Origin of the sequence: Streptococcus oralis subsp. oralis (assembly GCF_002096445.1) — a bacterium.
Taxonomy (GTDB): domain Bacteria; phylum Bacillota; class Bacilli; order Lactobacillales; family Streptococcaceae; genus Streptococcus; species Streptococcus oralis_N.
Map to the genome: position 1 here is coordinate 20,036 of NZ_NCUK01000010.1, position 17,654 is coordinate 37,689.

13 protein-coding genes and 1 pseudogene are annotated in these 17,654 nt (G+C 38.1%); 6 read left to right on the forward strand and 8 right to left on the reverse strand.

The features are described 5' to 3' along the window. Window positions 1–28: 28 nt before the first annotated feature. The gene (gene glgP, locus B7721_RS00480; RefSeq protein WP_084876994.1) at window positions 29–2,287 is read right to left on the reverse strand and encodes a glycogen/starch/alpha-glucan family phosphorylase; all 2,259 of its coding nucleotides are present in this window, start codon (window positions 2,285–2,287) and stop codon (window positions 29–31) included. Window positions 2,288–2,311: 24 nt separating this feature from the next. After that, a complete protein-coding gene (gene malQ / locus B7721_RS00485) occupies window positions 2,312–3,829 on the reverse strand; it encodes a 4-alpha-glucanotransferase (protein WP_084876996.1) in 1,518 nt (505 codons plus the stop codon). Window positions 3,830–4,302: 473 nt separating this feature from the next. On the opposite strand from malQ, the gene B7721_RS00490 reads away from it, so the two are divergent. The 6 genes and pseudogenes from B7721_RS00490 to B7721_RS10150 all read left to right on the forward strand — a co-directional run bounded on the left by B7721_RS00490 (window position 4,303) and on the right by B7721_RS10150 (window position 11,272). Further along, window positions 4,303–5,571: an extracellular solute-binding protein gene (locus B7721_RS00490; RefSeq protein WP_000095456.1), complete on the forward strand. Its 1,269-nt coding sequence runs from the start codon at window positions 4,303–4,305 to the stop codon at window positions 5,569–5,571. 124 nt (window positions 5,572–5,695) lie between these two features. After that, window positions 5,696–6,988 (forward strand): sugar ABC transporter permease, encoded by a 1,293-nt coding sequence (locus B7721_RS00495; protein ID WP_000414940.1) that lies wholly within the window; start codon window positions 5,696–5,698, stop codon window positions 6,986–6,988. A gap of 1 nt (window position 6,989) precedes the next feature. Beyond that, the gene (locus B7721_RS00500; protein ID WP_084876997.1) at window positions 6,990–7,832 is read left to right on the forward strand and encodes a sugar ABC transporter permease; all 843 of its coding nucleotides are present in this window, start codon (window positions 6,990–6,992) and stop codon (window positions 7,830–7,832) included. Window positions 7,833–8,091: 259 nt separating this feature from the next. Next, the gene (locus tag B7721_RS00505; protein WP_084876999.1) at window positions 8,092–8,892 is read left to right on the forward strand and encodes a DUF1189 domain-containing protein; all 801 of its coding nucleotides are present in this window, start codon (window positions 8,092–8,094) and stop codon (window positions 8,890–8,892) included. Between the two features lie 9 nt (window positions 8,893–8,901). Continuing rightward, window positions 8,902–9,888: a LacI family DNA-binding transcriptional regulator gene (locus tag B7721_RS00510; protein ID WP_001145417.1), complete on the forward strand. Its 987-nt coding sequence runs from the start codon at window positions 8,902–8,904 to the stop codon at window positions 9,886–9,888. Between the two features lie 69 nt (window positions 9,889–9,957). Beyond that, a pseudogene (locus B7721_RS10150) lies at window positions 9,958–11,272 on the forward strand (IS3 family transposase). Window positions 11,273–11,324: 52 nt separating this feature from the next. On the opposite strand, the gene esaA reads toward B7721_RS10150, so the two are convergent. The 6 genes from esaA to B7721_RS00555 form a co-directional block, all read right to left on the reverse strand. Continuing rightward, complete coding sequence (esaA, locus tag B7721_RS00520; RefSeq protein WP_084877000.1) at window positions 11,325–14,012, reverse strand: type VII secretion protein EsaA; 2,688 nt, start codon at window positions 14,010–14,012, stop codon at window positions 11,325–11,327. 488 nt (window positions 14,013–14,500) lie between these two features. Next, complete coding sequence (locus tag B7721_RS00530) at window positions 14,501–14,770, reverse strand: DUF4176 domain-containing protein (protein ID WP_061421768.1); 270 nt, start codon at window positions 14,768–14,770, stop codon at window positions 14,501–14,503. Next, complete coding sequence (locus tag B7721_RS00535) at window positions 14,763–15,524, reverse strand: hypothetical protein (protein ID WP_061421769.1); 762 nt, start codon at window positions 15,522–15,524, stop codon at window positions 14,763–14,765. Before B7721_RS00535 ends, B7721_RS00530 begins: the two co-directional genes overlap by 8 nt. Window positions 15,525–15,739: 215 nt before the next feature. Next, window positions 15,740–16,339: a T7SS effector LXG polymorphic toxin gene (locus B7721_RS00545; protein WP_239823786.1), complete on the reverse strand. Its 600-nt coding sequence runs from the start codon at window positions 16,337–16,339 to the stop codon at window positions 15,740–15,742. Between the two features lie 82 nt (window positions 16,340–16,421). After that, window positions 16,422–16,715: a DUF4176 domain-containing protein gene (locus B7721_RS00550; protein ID WP_061420490.1), complete on the reverse strand. Its 294-nt coding sequence runs from the start codon at window positions 16,713–16,715 to the stop codon at window positions 16,422–16,424. A 10-nt stretch (window positions 16,716–16,725) separates the two neighbouring features. Continuing rightward, window positions 16,726–17,406 carry a hypothetical protein gene (locus tag B7721_RS00555; RefSeq protein WP_061421771.1) on the reverse strand — a complete coding sequence of 227 codons (681 nt, stop codon included), beginning with the start codon at window positions 17,404–17,406 and terminating at the stop codon, window positions 16,726–16,728. Window positions 17,407–17,654: the final 248 nt, after the last annotated feature.

Here is a 17,654-nt window from a genome sequence, read left to right on the forward strand (position 1 = left end):
CAAGGTACGGGTTTAAATTATGTAATTATTAGTTCAAGTGCCAAATATCTTCGTTGTACTGAGCGATTGTACGGTCAGATGAGAAGAATCCTGCTTTGGCAATGTTAACGATGACTTTATCCAACCATGCGTCACGGTCTTCGTAGTCAGCAAGCATTTGCTCTTTGACTTTGATGTAGTCTTCCAAGTCTAGGAGAGTCATGAACCAGTCTTTGTTGATCAATTCGTTGTAAAGACGTTCCAAGCGTTCTTTCTTACCTACTGCAAGAACAGCATCGCTCACGATGAAGTCAACCAACGGTTTGATAGCTTCACGAGCATAGTATTCGCTTGACTTGTAAGCTGCTTTTGCGTAAAGGTCGATAACAGTTTCTGAATCTTCCCCGAAGATGTAGATGTTTTCGTCGCCAACCAACTCAGCGATTTCCACGTTTGCTCCGTCCATAGTACCAAGAGTCAAAGCTCCGTTCAACATGAATTTCATGTTACCAGTACCTGAAGCTTCTTTAGAAGCAAGTGAGATTTGTTCTGAGATGTCACATGCTGGGATCAAGAAGCTTGCTGCAGTAACGTTGTAGTTTTCAACCATTACGACTTGCAAGTGTGGAGCTACAGCTGGGTCGTTAGCAATCACTTCCGACAAGCAAAGGATCAAGTGAATGATGTCTTGGGCAATTGTGTAGGCAGGAGCTGCTTTACCACCAAAGAAGACTGTGATTGGACGAGCAGGGATGTTACCAGCCTTGATATCAAGGTATTTGTGGATGACATACAAAGCGTTCATTTGTTGGCGTTTGTACTCGTGAAGACGTTTGATTTGGATATCAAAGATAGAGTTTGTATTGATTTCCACACCTTGGTGTTCTTTCAAGTGACGAGCCAATTTACGTTTGTTGTGAGCTTTGATGCTTTCCAATTTTTCTTTGACAGCAGCCTTGTCTTCGTATGACAAGAGTTTTTCAAGCTCATCTGCTTCATGGTGCCAACCACGGCCAATAATCTCATCCAAGTAGTGAGACAAGCGTGGATTAGCATGCATGAGCCAACGACGGAATGTGATACCGTTTGTTTTGTTATTGAATTTTTCTGGGTAAAGGTCGTAGAAAGCTTTCAACTCTGAGTTCTTCAAGATTTCAGTGTGAAGAGCCGCAACCCCGTTTACGCTGTATCCGTAGTGGATATCCATGTGAGCCATGTGAACACGTCCACTCTCATCGATGATTTGAACAGCTGGGTCTTTATATTCTGCCTTCACACGACGGTCCAATTCTTTGATGATTGGTACCAAGTGAGGAACCACTTCTTGCAAGAATTCAAGAGGCCATTTTTCAAGGGCTTCAGCAAGGATTGTGTGGTTTGTGTAGGCAGTCATGCTACGAACGATAGAGATTGCTTCATCAAGTTCGATACCACGCGCAGTCAAGAGGCGGATCAATTCAGGGATCACCATTGATGGGTGAGTATCGTTGATTTGTACAACTGCGTAGTCCGCAAGGTCATGCAAGTTGCTTCCCTTTTCGATTGCTTCGTCAATGATCAATTGCGCACCGTTTGAAACCATGAAGTATTGTTGGAAGATACGGAGCAATTCACCTTGCTTGTCGCTATCGTCTGGGTAAAGGAAGAGAGTCAAGTTGCGAGCGATATCTGTCTTGTCAAAGTTGATACCATCTTCGATGATAGAAGAATCAACTGAATCCAAGTCAAACAAACGCAAGCGGTTTTTAGTAGCTGTCTTGTAACCAGGTACATCGATATCGTAAAGAGTAGATGTCAATGTGAAGTGTGCAAATGGCACTTGGTAGCTACGGCTTGAGCGTACCAACCAGTTTTGTTCTGTCAACCAAGCGTTAGGAATTGTTTCTTGTTGGTTGTTTTTAAGAACTTGTTGAAAAAGACCGAAGTGGTAGTTCAATCCAACACCGTCACCATTCAAACCAAGTGTAGCGATTGAGTCGATAAAGCAGGCTGCCAAACGTCCCAAACCACCGTTACCAAGTGATGGTTCCAATTCTACTTCTTCGATTTCGATCAACTCTTTACCTGCAGCAGCAAGTTCTTTTTTCACATCGTCGTAAAGACCAAGGTTAATCAAGTTGTTTGACAAGAGTTTACCGATCAAGAACTCAGCTGAGATGTAGTAAACTTTTTTCTTACCAGTGTTAACTGGTTTTTGGCTGCTAGCAAGCTTGCTGTAGTTGAGAAGAGCAAGGTAAAGCTCTTCATTGCTACATTCTGCAATGGTTTTATTGTAACGTTTTTGTACAAATTCGTTTAATGGTAACATGTTTATGTGTCTCCTGATATTGTCTTATTTCTTTAATTCTACCAAATTTTCATTGATTCGGCGATAAATTGTAGTCAAGTCAAGCAAAGTTTCTTCAACAGCTGGTGTGAGTTGGTCTGCTGTCATACGCCATGACCAGTTTCCGCCAAGAGTAGATGGGAAGTTCATACGAGCTGACTCATCTAGTTCTAGCAAGTCTTGCATGGTTGCAATAGCCATGAAGCTAACGGATGAAAAGACTGTGCGAAGCATTGCGTGTGGCACTGTTTCGTACTCTTTACGGTTCGTGTAACGAGCCATGTATTCACGAGTTGGATCGTCGATCTCATTACGATACCAACCAAGGACTGTATTGTTATCGTGTGTTCCTGTGTACATAACAGAGTTGGCAGGTGCCAAGTGTGGGCTATCGATACTTTCGTCTTCTGGGTTGAAGGCGAATTGAAGAATCTTCATTCCTGGGAAGCCAGTGCGTTCACGCAACTCGATGACTTCATCTGTCATGAAACCAAGGTCTTCTGCGATGATGTTTAGCTCACCAAGCTCTTCCTTAACGGCTGCGAAGAGTTTGTACCCTGGACCTTTCACCCATTTACCAGGTGCTGCTGTATCGGATCCAGCAGGAATTTCCCAGTAAGATTCGAAACCGCGGAAGTGATCGATACGAACGATATCGTAGATCTTGAAGCTTTCACGCAAGCGTTCAATCCACCATTTGTAACCGTCTTTGTCCATTGCTTCCCAGTCATAGATTGGGTTTCCCCAAAGCTGACCAGTGGCAGAAAACTCATCTGGTGGGCATCCTGCGATGCAAGTTGCTTTACCAGTGGCATCTGTCTTGAAGAGATGTGGATTTGCCCACATGTCGCTTGAATCTTCCGCAACATAGATAGGCATGTCACCAACGATTTCGATGTGGTTATCGTTAGCGTAAGCTTTCAATTTCAACCATTGTTGGAAGAAGAAGTATTGAGTCACACGGTGGTAAACCAACTTGTCTGCCAATTTCTCACGGTAGCTTTCAAGCGCTGAAGTTTTACGAGCACGAGCGTCTGCATCTGGCCATTCTGTCCAAGCAAGATTGTCAAAATGCTCTTTAATCGCCATATATTCTGCGAAGAGTTCAAGCCATGATTGGTTGTCTTTAGCAAACTTCTCAAAATCTTTGACATCACCCACTTCCAAGAAACGTTTAACTGCTTTTTCTAAAAGCGGACGACGTGCATAATAAATCTTCGCATAATCAACTTCAGATGCATCGCTACCAAAGTCAACACCTTCAAGGTCACTAGCTTCGAGCAAGCCTTGCTCTACCAAGATATCAAGGTCGATAAAATGCGTATTTCCAGCAAAGGCCGAGAATGATTGGTATGGAGAATCTCCATAGCTTGTTGTCCCAAGAGGGAGAATTTGCCAGTAACGTTGCTTCGTACGAACCAAGAAATCGACGAAATCATAGGCAGTTTGGCCAAATGATCCAATCCCGTATGCTCCTGGTAGAGAAGAGATGTGCATCAACACACCACTTTGACGTTTTTTCATAATAGCACCTCATGTGTTTGTTATAAAACGTTGCGCAATCAAGGCGCAAACGTTTGCGTTAAACTAAGTATAGCGTATTTTAAAAACAAATGCAAGCGGTTTTAAAAAAAATTTTGAATTATTTTAATCAAACAAAACTTGTCCCCACTGATATTTTATGAAATGAGCCAAAAAAATTTTAAAGATTTTCTGATTTAAGATAATTCATTCCAAATATCTGCTCTATTTTCTGAAAAATCGAGCCGAATTTACGCAATCGTTTCCCTAATATATTTTCCATTCAAGAGAAGCAAACGTTTTAAGTTCTTTCCTATATAAAGGCTTTAACAAATGTTTGAATCCTTAAAATTTTTTTAAAAAACTTTTTAAAAAAGCTTGCAACCGTTTTCTATTTGTGCTATACTAGGCTCATAAAAGAAAACGTTTGCGTTTTCTAAATAAATTATACTGTTATTCTTTAGGAGGAATACACTATGTCATCTAAATTCATGAAGAGCGCTGCTGTGCTCGGAACTGCTACTCTCGCTAGCTTGCTCTTGGTAGCTTGCGGAAGCAAATCTGCTGACAAAGCAGCTGATACTAGCTCTTCAGAAGCACAAGAAATCACTTTCTACGTTGAAGACCAATATAAAGCCTTCGCTGAATCAGCTGCAAAAGCTTACGAAAAAGAATCTGGCGTAAAAGTTACGATTAAAACAGGAGACCAAATGGGTGGTCTTGATAACCTTTCACTTGACAACCAATCTGGTAAAGCCCCTGATGTTATGATGGCTCCATACGACCGTGTAGGTAGCCTTGGTACTGACGGACAACTTTCAGAAGTAACTCTTAGTGATGGTGCGAAAACAGACGATACTACTAAATCTCTTGTAACTGTTGGTGGTAAAGTCTATGGTGCTCCAGCCGTTATCGAGTCTCTCGTAATGTACTACAACAAAGACTTGCTAAAAGAAGCTCCAAAAACTTTCGCTGACTTAGAAAACCTTGCTAAAGATAGCAAATATGCTTTCGCTGGTGAAGATGGCAAAACTACTGCCTTCCTAGCTGACTGGACAAACTTCTACTACGCATACGGACTCCTTGCTGGTAACGGTGGTTATGTATTCGGTCAAAATGGTAAAGATCCTAAGGATATCGGTCTTGCAAACGACGGAGCAATCAAAGGTATCGAATACGCTAAATCTTGGTACGAAAAATGGCCTAAAGGTATGCAAGATACTGAAGGTGCTGGTAACTTGATCCAAACTCAATTCCAAGAAGGTAAAACAGCTGCTATCATCGATGGCCCTTGGAAAGCTCAATCCTTTAAAGATGCTAAAGTAAACTACGGTGTTGCGACTATCCCAACTCTTCCAAACGGTAAAGATTACGCAGCATTCGGTGGTGGTAAAGCTTGGATCATCCCATCAAGCACTAAGAACCTTGAAGGCGCTCAAAAATTTGTAGACTTCCTAGTTTCAACTGAACAACAAAAAGCATTCTACGATGCAACCAACGAAATCCCAGCTAACACTGAGGCTCGTACTTATGCTGAAGGCAAAAACGATGAGTTGACTACAGCTGTTATCAAACAGTTCAAGAACGCTCAACCAATGCCAAACATCTCACAAATGTCAACAGTTTGGGATCCAGCGAAAACTATGCTCTTTGATGCTGTAAGTGGCAAGAAAGATGCGAAAACAGCTGCTAACGATGCTGTAACATTGATCAAGGAAACAATCCAACAAAAATTTGGTAACTAATTGAATTGTTCAAGGGGGGTGGAAGCAAAATCCCCCTTTGAATTTATAGATATGCTTCTTATCAGATGTACGTATCTTACGATTGAATCCGAGTTTAAACTCGCATCCTATGAAAGGAGTAATCATGGAAAAACAACAGCCTCGCAAAGCAGCCTTGCTGTCAATCATTCCTGGTTTAGGACAAATCTATAACAAACAAAAAGCTAAAGGATTTATTTTCCTTGGCATTACTGTTCTATTTGTTCTGTATTTTCTAACACTTGCAACCCCTGAATTAAGCAATTTGGTCACCCTTGGTGACAAACCTGGCCGTGATAATTCACTGTTCATGCTGATTCGTGGTGCTTTCCATTCTATCTTTGTTGTCGTTTACTTGCTCTTTTACATCTTTAATATTAAGGATGCACATACGACTGCTAAACGTATCAACAACGGTATTCCCGTAGCTCGTACCTTCAAGGACATGATTAAAGGCATTTATGAAAATGGATTCCCATACCTTTTAATCATCCCATCGTATGTAGCGATGACATTTGCGATTATCTTCCCTGTTATCGTAACCTTGATGATTGCCTTTACCAACTACGACTTCCAACACTTGCCACCAAACAAATTGTTGGACTGGGTTGGTTTGACGAACTTCACTAACATCTGGAGTTTGAGTACCTTCCGTTCAGCCTTTGGTTCCGTTCTTTCTTGGACCATTATCTGGGCTTTATCTGCTTCTACTTTGCAGATTGTCATTGGTATCTTTACTGCAATCATTGCCAACCAACCATTTATCAAAGGAAAACGTATCTTTGGTGTTATTTTCCTTCTTCCTTGGGCAGTTCCAGCCTTCATCACTATCTTGACATTCTCAAACATGTTTAATGATAGTGTTGGTGCCATCAACACCCAAGTCTTGCCTCTTTTGTCTAAGGTTCTTCCTTTCCTAGATGGAGCTCTTATCCCTTGGAAAACCGATCCAACTTGGACCAAGATTGCCTTGATTATGATGCAAGGTTGGCTAGGATTCCCATACATCTACGTTTTGACCTTGGGTATCTTGCAGTCTATCCCTAACGACCTCTACGAAGCGGCTTACATCGATGGTGCCAATGCTTGGCAAAAATTCCGCAACATCACTTTCCCAATGATCTTGGCTGTTGCAGCTCCAACATTGATCAGCCAATACACCTTCAACTTTAACAACTTCTCTATCATGTACCTCTTCAATGGCGGAGGACCTGGTAGCGTTGGTGGTGGAGCCGGTTCAACTGATATCTTGATCTCATGGATTTACCGTTTGACAACTGGTACAGCCCCACAATACTCTATGGCGGCAGCTGTTACCTTGATTATCTCCATTATTGTCATCTCTATCTCTATGATTGCATTCAAGAAACTACACGCATTTGATATGGAGGACGTCTAAGATGAATAACTCAATCAAACTCAAACGTAGACTGACTCAAACCCTCACTTACCTCTACTTGATTGGCTTATCAATCGTCATTATTTATCCACTTTTGATCACCATTATGTCAGCCTTCAAGTCTGGTAACGTGGTAGCCTTTAAACTAGATGGTAATATCGATTTTAGTTTTGATAACTTTAAAGGACTCTTCACTGAAACCTTATACGGCACTTGGTATCTCAATACCTTGATCATTGCCTTGATTACAATGGCTGTCCAAACAAGCATCATCGTACTTGCTGGTTATGCCTACAGTCGATACAACTTCTTGGCTCGTAAACAAAGTTTGGTCTTCTTCTTGATTATCCAAATGGTGCCAACCATGGCTGCTTTAACTGCCTTCTTTGTTATGGCACTTATGTTGAACGCCCTTAACCATAGCTGGTTCCTCATCTTCCTCTATGTCGGTGGTGGTATCCCTATGAACGCTTGGTTGATGAAAGGTTACTTTGATACCGTACCAATGTCTCTTGATGAATCAGCAAAACTTGATGGTGCAGGACACTTCCGCCGCTTCTGGCAAATTGTTCTCCCTCTTGTTCGCCCAATGGTTGCGGTACAAGCCCTCTGGGCCTTCATGGGACCTTTCGGAGACTATATCCTCTCTAGTTTCTTGCTTCGTGAGAAAGAATACTTTACAGTTGCCGTTGGTCTCCAAACCTTCGTCAACAATGTGAAGAACTTGAAGATTGCCTACTTCTCAGCAGGTGCTATCCTCATCGCTCTTCCAATCTGTACACTCTTCTTCTTCTTACAAAAGAACTTTGTTTCAGGACTTACAAGTGGTGGCGACAAGGGATAATTTATCCCCGCCACCCTTTTTCATTTTATACTCTTCGAAAATCTCTTCAAACCACGTCAGCTTTATCTCCAACCTCAAAGCTGTGCTTTGAGCAACCTGCGGCTAGCTTCCTAGTTTGCTCTTTGATTTTCATTGAGTATTAGCGATTGTTACTGTAAATAATATCCTTGCGACAAGCAATTTATCTCCTAGACTTGAAATAAAGCACATTTCTCTATATAATAATACTCATATAGAAAACACTTTTAGAAAGATGCCTATGCTTCCATATCCATTCTCGTATTTCTCTAGTATCTGGGGATTTCGTAAGCCCCTATCAAAACGTTTCGGCCTCAACTGGTTTCAGCTTCTCTTTACGAGCATTTTCCTCATCAGTTTGTCTATGGTTCCGATTGCCATTCAAAACAGCTCACAGGAAACGTATCCACTGGATACCTTTATCGATAATGTCTACACTCCACTGACAGATGAAGCCATCATGGACTTGTCAGAGAATGCACAAATCGTTGATGGAAAGCTGAACTACTCAGGCACTAAGAATCAGCAGCCTTCTCTTTTGATTGGTCCAAGCCAAAACAAAGAATTGCCAAAGGACTTGCAACTTCATTTTGATACGGAAGAACTCGTCATCAGTAAGGAAAGTAAGGAACTAACTCGCATTCGCTACCACGCGATTCAAACGGAGAGTTTCCAGAGTAAGAAAGATCTAACTCAGGCCATTTCTAAAGATTGGTACCAACAAAATCGGGTCTATATCAGTCTCTTTCTCGTTCTTGGTGCAAGCTTCCTCTTTGGATTGAATTTCTTCATTGTCTCTCTTGGAGCTAGTCTCCTCCTTTATATCACCAAAAAATCACGCCTCTTTTCATTTAGGACCTTTAAAGAGTGCTACCACTTTATCTTGAACTGTTTAGGATTACCCACTCTGATTACGCTTATTTTGGGACTTTTTGGCCAAAATATGTCAACCCTTATCACTGTACAAAACATTCTTTTTGTTCTTTATCTGGTCACTATTTTTTACAAGACACATTTCCGTGATCCAGATTATCATAAATAGGAGATTTTTATGCCCGTGACGATTAAAGATGTGGCTAAGGCAGCAGGTGTCTCACCTTCCACTGTTACCCGCGTCATTCAAAATAAATCAACGATTAGTGATGAAACCAAAAAACGAGTTCGCAAGGCGATGAAGGAGCTCAACTACCACCCCAATCTCAATGCTCGTAGCTTGGTAAGTAGCTATACTCAGGTTATTGGCTTGGTGCTCCCTGACGACTCGGATGCCTTTTACCAAAATCCTTTCTTCCCATCTGTCCTTCGTGGTATCGCCCAAGTCGCGTCTGAAAACCACTATGCTATTCAGATTGCAACGGGGAAAGATGCAAAAGAGCGGCTCAAAGCTATTTCTCAGATGGTCTATGGTAAGCGTGTAGATGGTTTGATTTTCCTCTATGCTGAAGAAGAAGATCCTCTGGTCAAGCTAGTAGCCGATGAGCAGTTCCCTTTCCTCATTCTCGGAAAATCTACTTCACCCTTTATCCCTCTTGTTGATAATGACAATGTACAAGCGGGCTTTGATGCAACAGAGTATTTCATCAAAAAAGGATGCAAACGAATTGCATTCATCGGGGGTACAAAGCGACTCTTCGTAACGCAAGATCGTCTAACTGGCTATGAGTCCGCACTCAAACAACACCAACTTCCGATTGATACCAACTTAACCTACTTTGCAACCGAATTTCTAGAAGAAAAAGGGTATCAGTTCAGTGAACTCCTGTTCAATCACGATCCACAGATTGACGCTATTATCACAACTGACAGTCTCCTTGCAGAAGGGGTTTGTGACTACATCAGTAAGCATCAGTTAACTGTTCCTGTCTTGAGTTTCGACTCAGTCAATCCTCGACTTGACCTCGTAGCTTATGTCGATATCAATAGTCTGGAACTTGGGCGCGTTTCCTTTGAAACCATTCTCCAGATCATCAACGATGCTAAAAACAATAAACAGATTTGTTACCGCCAGTTGATTGGACACAAAATTATCGAAAAATAAAAACCAGCTCCAGTGAACTGCACCCCAAAAGTTAGACAGAAAAAATCTAACTTTTGGGGTGCTTTTATTATGAAATTGAGTTATGAAGATAAAGTTCAGATCTATGAACTTAGAAAACAAGGATATAGCTTAGAGAAGCTTTCAAATAAATTTGGGATAAACAATTCTAATCTTAGATACATGATTAAATTGATTGATTGTTACTATTCTCCTGAATTAAAACAAGAAATGATTAATAAAGTCTTACATGAAGGCTGGACTAAAGATAGAGTTTCTCTTGAATACGGCCTCCCAAGTCGTACGATACTTCTTAACTGGCTAGCAAAATACAAGAAAAACGGGTAACTATTGTTGAGAAAACAAGAGGGAGAGTACCTAAAATGGGACGTAAACGGAAGAAAACTTGGGAAGAAATGACAGAACTAGAGCGACTTCAGGAAGAGAATGAACGCTTACGGACTGAGGTGGCTTACTTAAAAAAGTTAAAAGAGCTGGAAGACAGGGACGAAGCCTTAGAGCGAGAAAGGCAGAGACAGTTAGAGAAATGGCTTCAGGAGGATTTCGACTAGATTTACTTCTTGAAGCGGCTCGTTTACCTCGCTCAACTTATTACTATCAGTTGAAGGAACTAGATGGGCTTGACAAAGATAAAGATCTTAAAACTGAAATTCAGGCCATTTATAATGACCATAAAGGAAATTATGGCTATCGTAGAATTACTCTTGAACTAAGAAATCGTGGTTTTACAGTGAATCATAAGAAAGTTCAACGTCTGATGAAGGTCCTTGGTTTAAGTGCTCGAATTCGTCGGAAACGAAAGTATTCTTCCTACAAAGGAGAGATTGGCAAGAAAGCAGATAACCTTATTCAACGTCAGTTTGAAGTATCAAGGCCAATGGAAAAGTGCTATACGGATGTGACAGAGTTTGCCATTCCAAATGGCACACAAAAATTGTATTTATCGCCTGTTTTAGATGGCTTTAATAGCGAAATTATCGCTTATAGTCTATCTACTTCGCCTAATTTGAAACAAGTAAAAAACATGTTGGAACAGGTATTCACAGAAAAACACTACGAGAATACGATTCTCCATAGCGACCAAGGCTGGCAATACCAACACGATTCTTATCACAGGTTTTTAGAGAGTAAGGGAATTCAGCCATCCATGTCACGTAAAGGTAACAGCCCAGACAATGGTATGATGGAATCTTTCTTCGGTATTTTGAAATCGGAAATGTTTTATGGTTATGAGAAGGCGTTTCAGTCGCTTAAGCAATTGGAACAAGCCATTGTAGACTATATTGATTACTACAACAACAAACGAATCAAAGCCAAACTAAAAGGACTTAGCCCTGTGCAATACAGAACTAAATCCTTTGGATAAATTAATTGTCTAACTTTTTGGGGTCAGTACATTTTGAGAGTTATTATCTACATTATTTGCCTTTTTCTTTTGTCAACCAATATGTGATTCCTGCTGATGAAATTGCTGATAAAATAATCGCTAAAATAACCCATACTCTGTTATTATCCACTGAAATTGGCGCTTCATATGTTTCTTTTTTAGTTTCAATTGGATTAGATAAAAAATTCATCACATTTTGATTGGTCGTTCCACCATCACGAATATTCTTCATAACAGTTTTAAAGGACTCTGCGTAGTCTCTATTCCCTTGAATAACTTCTGCTTCATTAGATATCAAATCATTCGTAGTTGAAATAGTCTTATCAACATTACCTTTAATAGTCTGAACTTGATCAACAAATTGAGTAAACTGATCCTTCATAGTTCCAACCGCTTCATGATTTTGACTAGTTTCTTTTGATCCAGTAGAAGTTGTAGACACTAATGATTCAATTGATCTATATAAGCGATTTGATGACTCACTATCATTTATTAATGTTCCGCTATTAGCATTTGAAGCTGTACCCGTCACTTCCAATTGTTTTGCTTTCGTTTCCTTCCACTTATCGTACTCGGTTGATAAGGTCTTAATCGAATTATTATACCAATCAGCTAAGTTTGTAATTTGATTTTTGAAATAATCATTTGGTAACTCAGCTTCAGCCAATTCAGGCAATGTGTCGCTTGATTTTTCTAATGACTTCAAAGAGTTTTGAATTTGTTCCAACAAAGCTATACCTGACTCTTTAAACTTAGCAACTTGATCTTCTGACAACTGAGTCGCTATATCATCACGACTGATATTACCATACATATTGTAAACAGAATCTGGTGATAAGGCAGAAAAATTAATAGAGGAGCTACTTGGACTTCCATAAATTGCTTGAATCATACCAGTTGTACGATCGATTTTGCTTAATTTATCAAGAATATGTTTTAAATCTTTTTTCACTAAAACATCTGACTCTTCTTTATCGCTACGATAAATAGTTTTCTTGACAGGAATTGTAGTTTCACCAATGTGTATTTCAAATGAAATTTCATTTTTCCCATAATGTGGTTCTAAAGTATATTCAACCGTCATAGTATAAAGCTTATCATCTGTTATAGTTTGCTCTCCTCCAACTAAAGTAGCATTTCCTGTAACATAAATTTTAGCTTTAGGAGATAAGTATTTTGTCCCTTTAGAACTGCTAGAATCTCCGCCACCCTCAACTACCGTTGATGATTCAGGCAAACTACTGGATGGTTTTGTCACAGAAGCTTCGACAGTTTCAGACTCAGCCTGGGGTAATTTAACTGTCAATTCCATAGTTTCTGTTACTTTATCGAGCTTATCATTTTCAATCGATAAAAATTCAAAAATAGGTAATCCACTTATAGAGGTGGCCTTCTTATCAAATTTAGTATAATTCTTAAGTAAATCTATTTTTTCATTATATTCTTTGACTTGATCAGCTGTTAGGGCATTGAGTTTCTCCAATTTACTAAATAAAGTTTGGTAATCAGTTGATTCAATACTAATATCTGTTAGATTTGAACGAATCAAATTTTGATAAGTTTCAGGCAAATGATTTTCAGTAATCAAACTTTTATTAATCTGATCTACAAGTGTTGCTTTAGCATCCGAAGTAAGGTCCGATTTTAAATCAACATCTTCTTTACCAAAGTAAAAGAGTGATATTTTATTTTTCTCTTCTTCTAATTCTTTTTTAAGATGTCCAAATTCAGATTTTCTATCTTTTACTTTACCTTGATAATCAACAATAACCTTATGATAATCAGCTACTAAATCTTCTAGTTTAGCTTGTTCAGATTTTTCCTTATCTGTACTATTTCCAAATTGATACAATGATTTAAGCACCGAATTATTTAAACCATCTATAATTTTAGAATTTTCTTCATGCTGTTCTTTCAAGGTGCTATTGGTTGTTAAGACATTCTTTTCAAATATTTCCTTCTGAGCATCAAAATAAGTTTTAACTTCCGTAAGTTGTTTTTCTAATCCGATTCCTGTATTATTTAAAAGGCTAGCAACAGAATCAGAAAAAGCCTTCTGAGAATCTTCATAAGACGAATTCGTTTTCTGTAGATTTGAAGCAAATTCCAAAGTGCTTAACATAGACTGACTTGCTTCGTTTGACGGACCATAGATATATTGAGAAATTTTTGAATGCGTCCCAGACTGTTCATTTACAATATTATCAACATTTCTTTTAGCATCATCTAGATTGTTGATAACACTTGAAAAATACATTTTTATAACATTTTGGTTAATAGTATTGAGGTACTCGCCTACTCGTAACTCAACATTCTTAGATTTAACTGGATCTAAATTTGATTTCGTTTTATATGTTATCTTTGCTCTATCAGGATTAAAACTTTCCAGTTGAGCTATTTTTTCTGAAAACTGTTGTTCGATATAAACAATTACATCAACCGACCCATTTTCAAATCGATTTTCAGCAACATTACGAGTCATGACAGTCCATTGATTTGTATTCTCTTTTGATAATAAATTTGTGAAATCATTTCCTAGATTATAGGCGTTGCCATTTAATACGCCTCCAGCATCTTCATTTACCAGAGCAATATTCAATTTACGATCGTTAACCTTATTTGTTACAGAAATCTCTTGATTCTTTAAATAAATAAATGTTGCTCCTGAACCAACCAACAAAGTTACAAAAACACTACTACCTATAATTATTTTTTTCATAGCTAACCTCTCTCATTTATCTCTTTATTATACCACGAATACTAGAGTCAGGCAAGGAGTGCTTATAATCTTTATTCTATTAATAAAACTTACCAATTCGTAACTTGCTTATGCACCTACCTATATACTAAATTTTAGGTGTTTCATTTTCTCACCATATAGAAAATCCTAGAATGAAATCCTAGGATTTGTATGTCACTTTTTAAAATCATCTACGGTAAAGTGGTCATAGGTGATTTTGAAACTTCCTCATCATAACGACTCAAAAAATCTTGAAATCTACGATCAATATAGCCAAGTAATCGCACTTCATAAAACTCCTCTTTGTTAAGTTTTGATTAATAAATCCTAGTGGAATATGACGGCTCCAAAATCAAAATAACCTTGCTTGCCGTCCTTTTCAGTTTGTCAAAACACTTCCTACTACTCCTTCATTATTCATTTTTTTAGTAACGAAAGTTTTCACAAGCTGTTAATAAAACTCAGACCTATTTATCGCTAGAAATGAACTCTTCTAATCTTGTGATAAACTCTTTCTCAAACTCTGTTACGTGAGCTTTAAATAATACCTGCTCAATTTTCTCAGCATCAAACAAATACATTGACTGGGAATCTTCAAAGCCTTGAGGGTTTAGGACCCCAGAATAATCAAAAACCTTCCCTTCACTATTCTGTTGATAGCGCCCGACAATCATAATAGGTTGAGTCCCATTCTTTAATAAAACAGTTGTTCCGAGTGGCAACCAATTTTTATTCATCTCTATTTCTCCAATTCTTTATGATATTATAAATAGAATGTATTAGTAATCCTACTAAAAATGCGAATAAAGGGCGTAATGATACCAAGCTTACACCCACAACAAGGAAGGCTGATAAAAAATAAATGATAAACGCCTCTAACTTAGAAGGTCTTCTCTCCTCTGGAAGCATGTCTAAATGTTCCTTCGTTATAGCTGAGCGATCATTGAATTGATAAAAGAAACGATATCTTGCAGATAAAGAATCAATATCTAAAAAGTCATACCCCCCAATATAATCAATTACGTAAAACATCAGTAAATTGTCAATTTCGTCAATATTTTCAGTATAGAGAGAAAAGTTTCTCTTTCCAGCAATTGCAATATTACTTGCAGCATAAACGGCAATCGGAATGCCATCTTTTGTGACAGGTAAAATATCTCCTTTACTACCTGAACCTACACACCTCATTTCATAGTTATTTAAATTGAATTGAAAAACTCCATGCCAGTATGCTTGTTCCCATAAATGTTCAAATCTTTTTTCTTCATAATAAATCAAATCCTTATTTAACCCTCTTGCGACTATTCTTTTCTTTTTAGAAATATATTCTGATTCTTTCAAGACAAGAATTTCTACATCTTTTGCATATAGACGATAACCTTCCTCTTCTTGAACGATTTCAATTCTTTCAGTCCAATGTTCATCATCAGGTAATTTTGACTGAAGGATAAATCCTTCTGAGTTTCCACGTAATTGTAATTGTATTTCCATGTTTTACCACCCTATTGATAAGCCCAATCCAAATGGTCCTAGTTTCATTTTTGCCTCTGCTTTTTCAGTTGTTACTCCCACTTTTGCCCTAGCATAAACACCCACTCCAGCAGAAGCACTTACATCAATCGTAAGACCAAATATTTTAAATCCAGCTTTGGCTTCTCCTTCTACAATATAAGCATCAGCTCCCGCCTCTAATTGGACTCCTCCCTTCAGTTTTCCTTCCCTATTAGTAAAAAAACCAATTTCGCCGCTTGCATCTGCCGAAGCTGTATATGCAGATCCAGAAAGTTTTGCATGGATATCGTTGCTATCATCTCCCCAGCGAGTATGCCCTTCCGCCTCAGCGCCGGTAATTTTAGCTTTAGCTTTAGCTCCAATGCCATACTATCCAAACTAGGATTCGTTAACGTTAGGATATCACTTATCCCTGCATAGATATTTTTAGTCTTACTGGAACTACTCTTTAATCCCTCGATCGGATCTTTCATCCGTTGCTTGATGCGTTCTAGATATTCTGTCTTAATAATGGCATTGTTGTCAGTCTCTGACACCGTGTCTTGAAAGAGCTTCACAAGTTCATCATAGCGACTGACAATGCTATCTAGGGCATTGTCATAGTTATCAACCAGTGGTATTTGATAGTTGGTCACCTTCTGGTTAATGGCATCCTTCACTGCGCCTTTGAGGCTATCGGTTGAAACGACCTCTGATAGACGACTTCTCGAAACAGATAGCTGCTCCTTGATACTATTTACCGAAATAACTAACAACTCTTTTTGAACTCGAACTTCGGATACATCAATCTTCATTCACTATCTCCCATCTATATACGCTAGAAACAATGCCCTCATTGAAATACTCTCTGCGAAAGGACAATTACACCATTATATATTATTCTGTTTTTCCTTTTTTAATGCTACTTTCAATAGAGCCAAGCCATTTCTTATATAATTTAACAAAACGCTCTTCATCAATATCACTATATCCTTTGAACACAATATCATCAATATCTTCATGATTAAAATAATAAACTTGCTCTGGATTTAATCCTTCTGGAAATAGAGCTCCAGTATAATCAAACAATACATCCTGACCTTCCTGCTCTACAATAGCGCCCCTATTTAAAATCATAACTTTTTGGTTTCCACCAGATAAATAAACAATAGTTCCAATAGGCAAAATCATAACTTTCTCCTTATTTTACAATATAAAATTTATGTCTTTTAACTACAAATAATAAGTTAAAAAACCTAGCAAATAACAGCTGATAGAATCCTAAACATCCAAAAACAATTAACAAAATAAAATTTGATGAAGCAACTCCCATAAAAAGACAGATTGGAATTCCTAAAAAACAACTTAAAAAATCAACTATTTTTTGAGGAAATTTGATGAAGCTTTTTCTTGGTTCCTCTACTCTTCGTAAAATACTTTTTTCATCTACCAAAATAGGGATTTCATCTGTATTTGACTTAAAGATAAGAAAAGAAATCAGTAATATAGCTCCACAAAAAATCATTGATAACCAAAGATACCATGATTCTCTAATTATCGAATTATTAAAAATCAACAGTGGGTTAATATGTTTTGGTAGAATCAAAAGAAAAACTAGTACAATGCCAATACTATACTCCAGTAAGCTTCCTTGAAATTGATCCATTATTCTCCAAGTTGTTGTTTTTATACTAGCATTGTCAACTTTATAGATGGGATACTCTGTATTATATTTCGGGAATAACCCAAACAAATAGGTGCGTACATCCTTGGGATTTGAATAATCTATTATATATTCTTGATTGGAAATCCTTATCAGGTAATATCTATTATTCACACGCCCAACTAAACTAACTTTATAACGTCTATTCGACACTTTCATTATCCACCACCTCATATTTTATAGCTCTACTCGTAGGCTGAAACTCAATAAATTTAATCAGAATAATGGATCAGGTACAAACACCTACCATCCAAATGCTCTTCCATCTCACTGTAATGAAATGATAGTCTCTGTCTAACCACATTTTGAAACGCAATTTTATTAACTTTGACAACATTTTCTGGTAGTTTCATCAATCTTTTTCAACCTCACAATACATGTCAATTACATAGTCTCCATAAAGATCC

What these genes read in the sequence shown, in the direction of transcription:
- glgP (WP_084876994.1), bottom strand. Translation starts at nt 2,287, where the DNA reads ATGTTACCATTAAACGAATTTGTACAAAAACGTTACAATAAAACCATT.
- malQ (WP_084876996.1), bottom strand. Translation starts at nt 3,829, where the DNA reads ATGAAAAAACGTCAAAGTGGTGTGTTGATGCACATCTCTTCTCTACCA.
- B7721_RS00490 (WP_000095456.1), top strand. Translation starts at nt 4,303, where the DNA reads ATGTCATCTAAATTCATGAAGAGCGCTGCTGTGCTCGGAACTGCTACT.
- B7721_RS00495 (WP_000414940.1), top strand. Translation starts at nt 5,696, where the DNA reads ATGGAAAAACAACAGCCTCGCAAAGCAGCCTTGCTGTCAATCATTCCT.
- B7721_RS00500 (WP_084876997.1), top strand. Translation starts at nt 6,990, where the DNA reads ATGAATAACTCAATCAAACTCAAACGTAGACTGACTCAAACCCTCACT.
- B7721_RS00505 (WP_084876999.1), top strand. Translation starts at nt 8,092, where the DNA reads ATGCTTCCATATCCATTCTCGTATTTCTCTAGTATCTGGGGATTTCGT.
- B7721_RS00510 (WP_001145417.1), top strand. Translation starts at nt 8,902, where the DNA reads ATGCCCGTGACGATTAAAGATGTGGCTAAGGCAGCAGGTGTCTCACCT.
- esaA (WP_084877000.1), bottom strand. Translation starts at nt 14,012, where the DNA reads ATGAAAAAAATAATTATAGGTAGTAGTGTTTTTGTAACTTTGTTGGTT.
- B7721_RS00530 (WP_061421768.1), bottom strand. Translation starts at nt 14,770, where the DNA reads ATGAATAAAAATTGGTTGCCACTCGGAACAACTGTTTTATTAAAGAAT.
- B7721_RS00535 (WP_061421769.1), bottom strand. Translation starts at nt 15,524, where the DNA reads ATGGAAATACAATTACAATTACGTGGAAACTCAGAAGGATTTATCCTT.
- B7721_RS00545 (WP_239823786.1), bottom strand. Translation starts at nt 16,339, where the DNA reads ATGAAGATTGATGTATCCGAAGTTCGAGTTCAAAAAGAGTTGTTAGTT.
- B7721_RS00550 (WP_061420490.1), bottom strand. Translation starts at nt 16,715, where the DNA reads ATGATTTTGCCTATTGGAACTATTGTTTATTTATCTGGTGGAAACCAA.
- B7721_RS00555 (WP_061421771.1), bottom strand. Translation starts at nt 17,406, where the DNA reads ATGAAAGTGTCGAATAGACGTTATAAAGTTAGTTTAGTTGGGCGTGTG.